Source organism: Chryseobacterium sp. WG23, from assembly GCF_024586575.1.
GTDB lineage: Bacteria > Bacteroidota > Bacteroidia > Flavobacteriales > Weeksellaceae > Chryseobacterium.
Genome location: NZ_JALCZE010000006.1, coordinates 246,637 through 258,375 on the forward strand (window position 1 = coordinate 246,637; position 11,739 = coordinate 258,375).

11 protein-coding genes are annotated in these 11,739 nt (G+C 35.9%); 7 read left to right on the forward strand and 4 right to left on the reverse strand.

Translation table 11 applies throughout. From position 1 onward, the window contains the following. The first annotated feature begins 20 nt into the window (after positions 1-20). Positions 21-386, forward strand: a complete 366-nt coding sequence (locus tag MP477_RS11390; protein WP_257190522.1) for a hypothetical protein — start codon at positions 21-23, stop codon at positions 384-386. 320 nt (positions 387-706) lie between these two features. Here the strand turns inward: MP477_RS11390 and MP477_RS11395 are convergent, their stop codons facing one another. The 4 genes from MP477_RS11395 to MP477_RS11410 form a co-directional block, all read right to left on the reverse strand. Further along, positions 707-1,651, reverse strand: a complete 945-nt coding sequence (locus MP477_RS11395; RefSeq protein WP_257190523.1) for a DUF4349 domain-containing protein — start codon at positions 1,649-1,651, stop codon at positions 707-709. Positions 1,652-2,053: 402 nt separating this feature from the next. Next, a complete protein-coding gene (locus MP477_RS11400; protein WP_230034292.1) occupies positions 2,054-3,649 on the reverse strand; it encodes a peptide chain release factor 3 in 1,596 nt (531 codons plus the stop codon). A 238-nt stretch (positions 3,650-3,887) separates the two neighbouring features. Beyond that, positions 3,888-4,229 (reverse strand): hypothetical protein, encoded by a 342-nt coding sequence (locus tag MP477_RS11405; RefSeq protein ID WP_257190524.1) that lies wholly within the window; start codon positions 4,227-4,229, stop codon positions 3,888-3,890. 229 nt (positions 4,230-4,458) lie between these two features. Continuing rightward, positions 4,459-5,163: a hypothetical protein gene (locus MP477_RS11410; protein ID WP_257190525.1), complete on the reverse strand. Its 705-nt coding sequence runs from the start codon at positions 5,161-5,163 to the stop codon at positions 4,459-4,461. Positions 5,164-5,271: 108 nt separating this feature from the next. On the opposite strand from MP477_RS11410, the gene MP477_RS11415 reads away from it, so the two are divergent. The 6 genes from MP477_RS11415 (at position 5,272) to MP477_RS11440 (ending at position 11,728) form a co-directional block, all read left to right on the forward strand. Beyond that, positions 5,272-6,102, forward strand: a complete 831-nt coding sequence (locus MP477_RS11415) for a CPBP family intramembrane glutamic endopeptidase (protein WP_257190526.1) — start codon at positions 5,272-5,274, stop codon at positions 6,100-6,102. 30 nt (positions 6,103-6,132) lie between these two features. Further along, positions 6,133-6,720: an RdgB/HAM1 family non-canonical purine NTP pyrophosphatase gene (gene rdgB, locus MP477_RS11420; protein WP_306552753.1), complete on the forward strand. Its 588-nt coding sequence runs from the start codon at positions 6,133-6,135 to the stop codon at positions 6,718-6,720. A 156-nt stretch (positions 6,721-6,876) separates the two neighbouring features. After that, positions 6,877-7,791 (forward strand): ribonuclease Z, encoded by a 915-nt coding sequence (locus tag MP477_RS11425; RefSeq protein WP_230034300.1) that lies wholly within the window; start codon positions 6,877-6,879, stop codon positions 7,789-7,791. 7 nt (positions 7,792-7,798) lie between these two features. Beyond that, positions 7,799-8,569: a TIGR02757 family protein gene (locus MP477_RS11430; RefSeq protein WP_373567421.1), complete on the forward strand. Its 771-nt coding sequence runs from the start codon at positions 7,799-7,801 to the stop codon at positions 8,567-8,569. Positions 8,570-8,579: 10 nt separating this feature from the next. Next, positions 8,580-9,110, forward strand: coding sequence for a DUF1003 domain-containing protein (locus tag MP477_RS11435; protein ID WP_257190527.1), 531 nt, complete (start codon positions 8,580-8,582; stop codon positions 9,108-9,110). Positions 9,111-9,370: 260 nt separating this feature from the next. Next, positions 9,371-11,728: a gliding motility-associated C-terminal domain-containing protein gene (locus MP477_RS11440; protein WP_257190528.1), complete on the forward strand. Its 2,358-nt coding sequence runs from the start codon at positions 9,371-9,373 to the stop codon at positions 11,726-11,728. The last annotated feature ends 11 nt before the right edge of the window (positions 11,729-11,739 follow it).

Consider the following 11,739-nt stretch of genomic DNA (forward strand, 5'->3'; position numbering starts at 1 on the left):
ATTTTTAAAACACACATTCTATGAAAAAATCTTTGTGGATCACTCTCGGTGTCGTACTGCTATTGTTAGGAGTATTTGTATGGTATAAGTACTTCTTCGTCTTTGGAGAAGGCGTGAAATCCGGATACCTGAATTATGCCATGAAAAAAGGCTATATCTTCAAAACTTATGAAGGTAAACTGATTCAGGAAGGATTTGGAAAAGGTAAAGCAGGAGGTATTACAAGCTATGAGTTTGAATTTTCTGTGGATGACCCTGAAGTTTTCAAACAACTGGAAACCAATAGCGGTAAAACCTTTGATCTCCATTACAAAGAATACAACGGGGCACTTCCCTGGAGAGGAAACACAAAGTTTGTCGTAGATAAAGTAGTGAATATGAAATAACAGAAAGGCTTCCCATGTGGAGGCCTTTTAATGTATAATGTATAATGTATAATGTATAATGTATAATGTATAATGTATAATGTATAATGTATAATGTATAATGTATAATGTATAATGTATAATGTATAATGTATAATGTGAACATTAAACACCTTCTACATCAATAGAAACGGGTTTTAGCCTGTTTTTTTGAAAGAACCATCCAATTTGGCTTTAGCCAAAACCTAATAAGTAAAGAAGAATAGAAATCAACGCAACGCTGATTATTTAAATTCAAATTTCCGGCAAAAAAAATCCATCACGGGGATGGATTTTTAATTCTAGTGAGAATCGTTACCAGGAAGGTTTTTATTCCTTTTTTTGTAAAAGTAATATCCAATACCGCCAATCACGAATAAAGGCCATAAGGGAAGGATAAACAAGAAAATAGAAGCAATAGCACCCCAACCGGATGAAATGGCTGCCAAAGATTTCTCTCCGAAGTTTTTAGGCTCTTTTTCAGTTTCTGTTTTGTCTGTAAGGCTTACTGAGATACTGCAAATAGCATTATCCGTATAGTCATTTCCTGAAACCTGAATGTTTTTACTCTCAATATCACCAATACTATTGTTTAAAGCATCCATTAAACCGTCAAAGTTCTGAATAGGAACTTTAATGTCCATAGTATATACTTTTTGATCTTCACGTCTGCGGTCTGCAGATTCTATATAAGAAAGATCTTCACTTTTGATATACCCGTTGTTTTTAAGGGCCTCTTCCTTAATGATTTCTTTTACCGTTTCGGCATTATCTGCTTTAATGGAGATCTGACCGGATTTTACCATTCTGTTTTTAGGCATGTTCAGTTCATAACTGTTATTTTTAGGCTTGTCTTTATAAATCACTTTGGTTTCTTTGATCACCTTGGGAGCTGGAACATTAACTACTATTTTTTCAGACTTCTTTGTAGCAGAATCCTTTTTCTCCACCTTAGATTCCAGTTTTGTAGAGGCAATTTTATCAGATAAAGAATCTACAACCTTTGATGTATGTTCTATTTTTTGCTGGATCTCGTTTTTGGTATTTTCAAAATCTTTTATTTTGATATTGGCAGAATCAAGAGTTTTGCTGATGGTATGGCTGGCATTGTCTATAGCTTCTGTAGCAACACTAGAAGCACTGTCTGCCGTCTGTATTGTTTTTTCAAGTTGAGATTGTGCAGCTTCTCCTTTTTTACACATAATAAAGGTGCTTGATATAGCTACCAGTAAGATGAACTTTTTCATAACATTAATTTTTGATGAAGTAAAATTAGGAGGAGAGTGCCTGAAACCCTTGTAAATAGAATGTATTATGCTGGTAAAACGATAACTGCTATATTTCCAGTGTTTTGTATTTGTTTTACAAGAGATTTACAAAGCCGTTTTGCAGATCCCATACTGCTTTTGATGGGATTTTACCAGGATATATTTGAATCTGTCAGACTTTATAGCTGAGTATATCTTTATTGATCCGAAGACTGAAGAGATTATGTAGATTTTTATGAAAATAAATAAAGGAAATAATCTTGGCTTAAAGCAAGACCTTTTTAGTTCCTCATAATCTTAAAGGAAAAGTATTCTTCTTTACAGAATAAAAAATCCGCAGAGAAAAACTCTGCGGATCTATGTTTTTAGCGATTCTGCTTATTAATGATCTTTAAACTCACTGATGAAGTGCAGTTTTACATTCGGGAATTTTTCCTGCGTCATATGAATCGTAAATGAAGAGTCTGCTAAAAATACAAGCTGGTTGTATTTATCTCTGGCAAGGAATCTTTGCTTTAATCTTGCAAATTCTTTAAACTCTTCTGATTTTTCATCAGCTTCTACCCAACATGCTTTGTGCATAGATAGAGGTTCATAGGTACATTTAGCACCATATTCGTGTTCCAGACGGTATTGGATAACTTCATACTGAAGGGCTCCCACTGTTCCGATAATTTTTCTATTGTTCATTTCCAGCGTGAATAGCTGTGCAACTCCTTCGTCCATCAGCTGATCGATACCTTTTGCCAACTGCTTGGCCTTAAGCGGATCATTATTATTGATATAACGGAAATGTTCCGGAGAGAAACTAGGAACTCCTTTGAAGCTAAGTTTTTCACCACCGGTCAGGGTATCACCAATTCTGAAGTTTCCTGTATCATGAAGACCTACAATATCACCGGGAAAGCTTTCCTCCACTACTTCTTTTTTATCAGCAAAGAAAGCATTGGGAGATGAGAACTTCATCTTTTTACCTTCTCTTACCAGCAAATAATTTTCATTTCTTTTAAAGGTTCCCGAAACAATTTTTACGAATGCCAGTCTGTCTCTGTGTTTAGGATCCATATTAGCGTGGATCTTGAACACAAAACCTGTAAAATTGCTTTCTTCAGGTTTTACTATACGAAGGTCACTTTCTTTAGGTTGCGGCATAGGAGCAATTTCGATAAATGCATTCAATAGTTCACGTACCCCAAAGTTATTTAATGCCGAACCGAAGAATACCGGCTGAAGATCACCGTTCATATACTCTTCACGATTAAATTCAGGATATACGGATTGAATAAGCTCTAGTTCATCTCTTAATGTTTGGGCCGCTTTTGGACCTATGGCCTCATCAATAGAAGGATCATTGATATTATCGAAAGTGATGGATTCTCCTACTTTTTGTTTTTTCTCTTCCAGGAATAACTGAATATTGTTTTCCCAGATATTATAAATACCCTGGAAGTCACTTCCCATACCAATTGGAAGGGAAAGCGGAACCACTCTTAATCCGAGTTTTTGCTCTACTTCATCCAACAGATCAAAAGCGTCCTTACCTTCACGGTCAAGTTTATTGATGAAAACAAGCATAGGAATGTTTCTCATTCTGCAAACTTTCACCAGTTTTTCTGTCTGTTCCTCAACCCCTTTTGCAACGTCAATTACAACGATTACAGAATCTACAGCAGTTAAGGTTCTATAGGTATCTTCAGCAAAATCTTTGTGACCTGGGGTATCCAGGATATTGATTTTATGATCTTTATATTCAAAAGCCAATACGGAAGTGGCTACAGAGATCCCTCTCTGTCTTTCAATTTCCATAAAGTCGGAGGTAGCTCCTTTTTTTATTTTATTGGATTTTACCGCACCCGCTTCCTGGATAGCTCCCCCAAAAAGAAGTAATTTCTCCGTAAGGGTAGTTTTTCCGGCATCCGGGTGGGAAATAATCCCAAAAGTCTTTCTTTTTTGTATTTCTTTGAGTAAGTCTGACATATCGTATTTTGAAGTTGCAAAAATCGTGATTTTTTATGAGGTTTTCAAATAAAATACGAGAATGTTAGTTGTAAGGTTCAGGTTGCGGAGTTAGAGGGTTTCAGAGTGGGGAAATAGCGTTAATCGTATGGATGGCTACTCCTTGCTTTTGTTGTCCGGATCAAGCATCAGTTTCGCTCTGTCAGATAGGTAATTTTATATCTAAAAGTTACTTTACATCAGCAGATTGTATGTTTTATTAATTCTTAAAATAGAGCCAGTCCGTTACATAATCATTGCAACCGCTAAATAAATAAGTATCAAATGCTAATTTAAATCTATATTTTTGCTTTTCTTTAAATGCCTTTGAAATTCTTCCGGGAATAATTGTAGCTTTATATTGTTTAGATTCTCCTTTCTTGAGATCTGTCATTTTGCCAAAGCATTTCTTTATATTTAAACAATTTACTCCATCAAAACTGTATTTTATATCCTGATATTCTTTTTTTTTATCATTATAAACCTGTATATCTGTTGGTCTTGCCCATATATCAGGATATTGCTTGGGTATTTTTATTCTTTTATCCTCTTTATTTGTCATTGTAAAGATTATTTCTCCATTTTCGGAAAGTGAAGTATTTGAAAAAGAAAGTTGACAAGTCTGTTGTGCGGATAAAAAACTGGCTAAAAATAGTAAAAGGGACTTATACATAATTAATTTTTTATTTAAAGAAACCTGATTTTTCAAAACCTTCTGCACAAAACCTATAAAAGAGAATGTTATTGGTTTTATTTTTTTTTAATGTGCTAATCTTAGAATATAAGTAAACTTAGGTATTATACTTCATATAAACAAATACCATAAAACAGATAAACCCAACGCAGATAAGAGCCAGCAGAATGAAAACCCAGGTTGTCAGTGCACTGCCTTTTTGGTTGATCTTCCATGTTTTTGTATCAATAGAATAAGTGGAAAAAACGATGGGATCTATCTTTAAATCGGAACGGAAAACAGTGATTCCTCTCAAAAAGTGGGCATATAAAGCTTGTTTATTCTTTACAGCAAAAAGCGGAAGATTCATATCGATACGTCTTGTTGTCTGGTCGGTTTTTTCTGATTGTATAATGACTTCAAGCCACGGAATAATTCCTGAATTTGTAGTACTTACTGTCCGGATATCAAAGTCCTGCTCTGAAGTCCGAAGATCGGTATAGAGTATTTTATCTACAATTTCGTCCTGCGAATTATAAAATAAGAGGCCACTTTGGTCAACAATAATTTTACAGGCCATTTTCTTACTTTTTACAATGTAGTGCCAGGTAACAGGAATTAATATTGGAAGCGAAAGCCCCCAGCATAGCAAGGTTGGATAGAACATAGTCTCCAATCCTCTTTTATAAATTCCATACACGGGACCCAAAACGAAAAGAACAAAGAAGAAAAGAAGCAGGCCAAAAAAAGTCACGTTCAGAATAAGAGTGATCAATCGGTTTATTGTAGATTCAATACTCGGAAATGGAGATTCTGTCTTCATTTTTTATACTATTATGGTTATCGGAGCGAAAATAAGAATTTCCTTTTTTAGTTGCCTGTGGCATTCAAAAAAATTATCTTTGTTTCCATAAATTTTACAGAAAAAAGAATGGAAAATAGCAAATATCCAAAGTTTACTTTCACATGGTTAGGAGGGCTTACTTTGGTAGTGGGACTGTTTGTAGGAACAATGGCTGTTTCTTTATTCAGTACTTTTTGGAAAGTAGCTTTCAAAGAAAACCTTGAACTAAAAGACTGGTTTTTGATGGTGGCTAATTCTGTAGGATTTCTAACTGCTATTGCCTTTTTTGATTTTTTCATTGTAAGGCGTACTACCAAAAAGAAACTCAATTTCAACCTTTCTTCAGTTAATTTTTATACCTATCTTCTGGTTTTCCCCATGATGGCCGGGATGATGTTTATTGCAGAGTTTGTTACCTCTTTAATCCCAACTACAGGTCCTGTTTTTGGAGACTTTTATGAATATTTTATTCAGCTTATGAACCAGTTGACGGATGATCCGGTAGTGATGATTATTATGACTGTAATGTTAGCCCCTATTTTTGAAGAAATTATATTCAGAGGAATTATTCAGAAAGGGCTTATCAATAAGGGAGTTAAACCATGGAAAGCTATCGTGTATGCTTCCATTATTTTTGGAGTCGTTCACGGAAACCCATGGCAGTTTATCAGTGCAGTGATACTGGGATGTATACTGGGTTTGGTATATCATAAAACAAAAACTTTATTGCTTCCCATACTCTTGCATGCATTCAATAACCTGAGTCTCTCATTATTGGTGCTTTATGGTAAAGATGAAAGTTTTGCAAAAGTTTTTAATGTTTCAGAATGGCTTATCCTGGCCGTTGGACTTGTCCTTTTTTCATTATTCTACTACCTTTTTATGAAAAAATATAAAGTCCATTATTCTGAAATTTAAATAGATACAGCTAGAAAATAAAATTGGAAAATGAATATAGAAATGGAATTATTAGTAGCCACACACAACGAACATAAGAAAGAAGAAATCCAGCAGATCTTAGGAAGCGAGTGTATTGTGAAAAGCCTTACGGACTATAATATTCATGAGGAAATTGTAGAAGACGGAGATTCTTTTCATGCCAATGCTTTGATTAAGGCAAAATACTGCTTTGAAAAAACAGGAGTTCCAAGCTTGGGTGACGACAGCGGTTTGGTTGTGGAATCTTTGGACGGAAGGCCCGGAATATTCTCTGCACGCTATGCTGGAGATCATGATTTTGCTAAAAACATTGAAAAAGTTTTAGCAGAAATGACCGGTATCGAGAATAGAAAAGCTTACTTTGTTACTGTTTTGTGTTACTATGATGAGAATGGGGCTCAGTATTTTGAAGGAAGAGTTCATGGAAATCTACTGACAGAAAATAAAGGATTCAAAGGGTTTGGCTATGACCCGATTTTTGTTCCGGAAGGTTATGACAGAACCTTCGCAGAAATGGCTCCTGAAGATAAAAATAAAATCAGCCACCGCAGACAGGCATTAGATCTTTTTATGGACTTTTTAAAAGTGAAAGATTAATATAAAGACAAGAGTTTGCGATCCGGGTATTTGCCATCACACATGGAAGAAACTCTGGATTTGTTGGGCTAGTCTTATGCTTTTCCTATTTAAATTGGACGGTAAAATCTACGTTTTAGATTTTCTGTTGTACATTTGTTATAATAAATTATTGATTTGAGTACTTATTTAACGATATTAGGCTTTAATTCAGCAATACCGACTATCAATACTTCACCCACTGCTCAGCTGCTGGACATGGAAGAAAGACTTTTTCTTATTGATTGTGGTGAGGGAACACAGGTGCAGCTGAGAAAAGCAAAAGCAAGATTTTCAAAAATCAACCATATTTTTATTTCTCATTTACATGGGGATCACTGTTTCGGGCTTCCGGGACTTATTGCATCTTTCCGTCTTTTAGGAAGAGATAATCCGCTTCATGTGTATGGGCCGAAGGGGATTAAGAAGATGCTGGATACTATTTTTGATATTACAGAAACACACCGTGGCTTTGAAGTGGTATACCATGAACTGGATAAAAACTATTCAGAAAAAATTTATGAGGATAACAGGGTAGAAGTATATACTATTCCCTTAGATCATAGGATTTATTGCAATGGTTACCTTTTTAAGGAAAAACCAAAGGACAGGCATCTTAATATGAAAGAAATTGCCAAATACAGTGAAATTGAAACCTGTGATTATCATCATATCAAAGCAGGAAAAGATTTTGTGCTAAGTGATGGTTATGTTCTTAAAAATGAGATTTTAACGCTTGATCCGGCACCGGCAGTATCTTATGCTTTTTGCAGCGATACCCGTTATCTGGAAAGTGTACTTCCGATTATTAAAAATGTAACCGTTTTATATCATGAATCCACCTTCCTTCATGATTTGAAGGAAATGGCAGATTACACAGGGCACTCAACCGCTTTGGAGGCGGCAACTATTGCTCAGAAAGCTCAGGCCGGAAAACTTATATTAGGACATTTTTCCAACAGATATGGTGATCTAACGGTATTTACAGATGAGGCAAGAAATGTTTTCCCCAATACGTTTTTACCTAAAGCATTGGAAAGTGTAAAAATTTAAATTGAATATGTTGAAGTTTGAAGAATTAAAAAGTTTCCTGGACGAAAAGGCTGACCGGTATAATACTCCAGATTTTATTGAAAATGACCCCATACAGATTCCGCACCGTTTTTCTTTACAGCAGGATATTGAGATTGCAGGATTTTTAGCAGCAACAATTTCCTGGGGAAACAGAAAGTCAATTATCAGTTCAGCTGAGAAAATGCTCGGTATTATGGGAAATTCTCCCTATGATTTTGTGATGAATTATTCAGAGAAGGATTTGGAAGATATTCAGAGTAAAAGTATCCACAGAACTTTTAACGGTCAGGATTTTGCTTACTTTATCAGGCAGTTCAACAGGATTTACAAAGAAAATGAAAGCCTGGAAAATCTGTTTGAAGTGAAAGAATCGGAAACCAATTTTCTGCATGCTATTGAAAGATTTAGAAATAGTTTTCTGGAGACAGAAAAGCACAGAAGTCATAAACATATCAGTTCTCCAGGTAAGAATTCGTCTGCAAAAAGGATCATTATGTTCTTACGATGGATGGTACGCAAAGATAAACGGGGAGTAGATTTTGGAATCTGGGAAAACATAGATCATAAATATCTGTCAATTCCACTCGATGTTCATACAGGGAATATTTCGAGAAAGCTAGGGTTGATTTCAAGAACCCAGAACGACTGGAAAACAGTTGAAGAGCTCGATGTAGCCATCAGGAAGTTTGATGAAAATGACCCTGCAAAATATGATTTTGCTTTGTTTGGACTTGGAGTAACTAAGGAACTCTTGTAAAAAAAAAGGGATGAAAAAATATAATGAAAAAACAGAAGTTCTTGAAAAAATAGCAGATAATATTACATCATGGATAGGCTCTATTCCGTCTTTGATAGTACACACTCTGCTTTTTATCACTTCGTTTCTGCTTCCTATTCTGAATATTGTGGAATTTGATAAGATGCTTCTTATACTTACCACAGTACTTTCTTTAGAGGCAATTTACCTGGCTATATTTATTCAGATGTCTGTCAATAAAAATCACGAGAAAATTGAAGATATCCAGGAAGATATTGAAGATATCCAGGAAGATATCGAAGAGATCAGTGAGGATATTGAGGAGATCAATGAAGATATTGAAGATATTCAGGAGGATCTGGAAGAGATCAGTGAAGATATTGAGGAGATTGCTGAGGATGAAGAAGATGAAGATCATAGTGAAAGAGCAAAAAATGTAATATTGAAAAGCAATGTGAATTCCAATAAAAATGAAATAAAAGCTTTAAAGGATATTATCAGCCAGTTACAGGGTGAAATTGATCAGTTGAAAAAGAATTGATTTCTGATCATCGCAGGTGTCTTGAAATAAGGCTATACTATTTTATATTGTCATACAGCATAATAACAGATCAGTAAACATTGATCTGTTTTTTTTATGGATAACTATTTTTCGTGATTAAATTTATTGCTGTAGATTTATGAAAAACATAAAAATAAAAAGCATTTGTTGTAAATTTTGATATTAAAATTAACATAAAGGTTTAAAAGAGTGAATTTGATATCTGTTTTTTTTATTACATTTGGGCAAATAAAATTAAAATGTTACATTATAGATCTAAAAACTATTTTTTTCTTTTAGTATTTTTATTGACTTCTATTGCTGTATTTTCTCAGACTTCACCTAGGAGAAAACCTCCAAAAGTGAAACCTTCTGCAGAAAGTCTAAGGGCAGGAACATTTATAGACATCAATGTACCTCCCTATGCTGCCTCCAATTATACTCCTGAGTTATTGGTAAAGAATATCCTGATTAATGGAGGAACTAACTGTACTACAGCGAATGTATCCAATGTTACGGTATCGCCCAATCAGGGGTTGGATAATGTAAACAGATTCTGGGGATATTTCAATAAAGGGACAGCTAATTTTCCTTTTACTGATGGTATTGTATTAACCACAGGGTATGCAAAAGAAGGAGGAAATACTTTCAATAGCCACCTTGGATCATCTCCCGGTTCAGGAAGTGATCCCGATCTTGTAGCAGCTATTAATCCGCCCTATAATTTACAGGATGCGGTAGCTCTTGAATTCGATTTCGTTCCCAATTCTACTCAGGTGAAGTTTAATTATATATTTGCTTCAGAAGAATATGCTTCCAATTATCCGTGTACTGACTATACAGATGCCTTTGCTCTCCTATTGAAAAAGGTGGGAGATCCTACCTATACAAATCTTGCGGTATTGCCGGGTGGGGCAGGGCCTGTAAGTGTAACCAATATTGTCCCTGCGGGAAATGGTTTTTCTTGTGGTCCCATCAATGCCACTTACTTTGGAGCCATGAATACTCCGCATGTTGGGATTAATTATAACGGTAGAACAACTCCTTTAACGGCTGTTGCTGATGTAATTCCAGGGCAGACCTATCATTTTAAAATGGTGCTGGCAGATGCGAGAGATCCGGGGTATGATTCGGCAGTTTTTTTAGAAGGAGGGTCTTTTGATATTGGAATTAAAATTGTAGACGGAACAGGAGCTGCTTTGCCCGGTACAATTAATATGTGTGATAATACGCCACAACAGCTTAAAGCACAGGTGGCAGCTATTCCCGGACTTACTTTCCAATGGTATAAGGATGGGGTTTTAATTCCCGGCGCAACCAATGCTATCTATACGGCAACCCAACCGGGAGTTTATCTTGTAAAAGTAATGATTCCGGGGAATCAGTGTCCGGGAGAAGCTACTATTACGATTATAGGAGGAACCAGCCCAACCGTGCAGAATGCAGAAATGAAACTCTGTTCAACACCTACACTTAGTACATTCAATTTGGAAAATGCCAAGCCTATGATCAGTACTACACCGGGAGCTGTATTCCGTTTTTATACCACCCAGGCTGACGCGCAGGCTCAGAATAATAACTTCATTACGAACCTTACAAATTATAACGGAACTGATGGCCAGGTTTTATATGTAAATGTTTCCAACGGAGCATTCTGTAGTAAAATAGCCACACTTACTTTAAGAAAAGAAGAAACTCCTGTTGCCCTGCTTAAAGCTTCAAGATTGAAAATCTGTGTAGGAGAATCCTTGCTGCTGACGGCAGAAGGCGGTGTAACCTATCAATGGAATGATAATTCCGGGGCAGGAGCTATAAGAACAGTAAGTCCTACTCAGACCACCACTTATACAGTATATGCGATAGGAGCTCAGGGATGTAAATCTTTGCAGGCGGCTACAGTGACCGTAGAAGTGGTGCCTGCTATAGTTTCTTCATTAAAAGGAGGGCATATCTGTCAGGGAGACAGGATTCTCTTAGATGCAGGTTCCGGACCTTCATATACCTATGAATGGAGTACAGGAGAAACCACTCAGGCTATTACAGTGGATACACCGGGTGAATATACGGTGACAATCAGTAATGGAGTATGTTCCGAAGTATTTAAGACTCAGGTAATTCGTGCTGTAATCCCGGCAATAACAAAAGTAGATTTTAATGAGAATGGTACTTTGATTCTTACCGCAAGCAATCCGAGTAATGGAACTCTGGAATATTCAATAGATAACGGAGTGAGCTGGCAGTCTTCCAATGTATTTGGAAATGTACCTAAGAATAAGCTTATTTCCATTAGGGTTAGAGTTAAATATACAAGCTGTGAAGGATTCCTGGAGTATTTTACTTTTGTTATGAAAAATGTAATTACTCCAAACGGAGATAATATCAATGATGTAATTGACTTCAGAGGAGTGAGCAGCTATAATGGATTTAGTGGCTTCGTTTTTGACCGCTATGGAAGAGAGGTTTATAAAGCTGAAAAAATAAGACCTTACTGGGATGGTTATTTCCAGGGTAAACGACTGTCTACGGGTACTTACTGGTATCAGATAACTTATGAAGATCCCGCCAGTAAACAGCCTACTGTAAAAACAGGCTGGATATTGCTTAAAAATATAGAGTAATTGAATTATCA

Bases quoted from the DNA above. Each gene is read 5' to 3' on its own strand.
- MP477_RS11390 (WP_257190522.1), top strand. From the start codon at position 21: ATGAAAAAATCTTTGTGGATCACTCTCGGTGTCGTACTGCTATTGTTA.
- MP477_RS11440 (WP_257190528.1), top strand. From the start codon at position 9,371: ATGTTACATTATAGATCTAAAAACTATTTTTTTCTTTTAGTATTTTTA.
- rdgB (WP_306552753.1), top strand. From the start codon at position 6,133: ATGAATATAGAAATGGAATTATTAGTAGCCACACACAACGAACATAAG.
- MP477_RS11400 (WP_230034292.1), bottom strand. From the start codon at position 3,649: ATGTCAGACTTACTCAAAGAAATACAAAAAAGAAAGACTTTTGGGATT.
- MP477_RS11435 (WP_257190527.1), top strand. From the start codon at position 8,580: ATGAAAAAATATAATGAAAAAACAGAAGTTCTTGAAAAAATAGCAGAT.
- MP477_RS11395 (WP_257190523.1), bottom strand. From the start codon at position 1,651: ATGAAAAAGTTCATCTTACTGGTAGCTATATCAAGCACCTTTATTATG.
- MP477_RS11430 (WP_373567421.1), top strand. From the start codon at position 7,799: ATGTTGAAGTTTGAAGAATTAAAAAGTTTCCTGGACGAAAAGGCTGAC.
- MP477_RS11415 (WP_257190526.1), top strand. From the start codon at position 5,272: ATGGAAAATAGCAAATATCCAAAGTTTACTTTCACATGGTTAGGAGGG.
- MP477_RS11410 (WP_257190525.1), bottom strand. From the start codon at position 5,163: ATGAAGACAGAATCTCCATTTCCGAGTATTGAATCTACAATAAACCGA.
- MP477_RS11405 (WP_257190524.1), bottom strand. From the start codon at position 4,229: ATGACAAATAAAGAGGATAAAAGAATAAAAATACCCAAGCAATATCCT.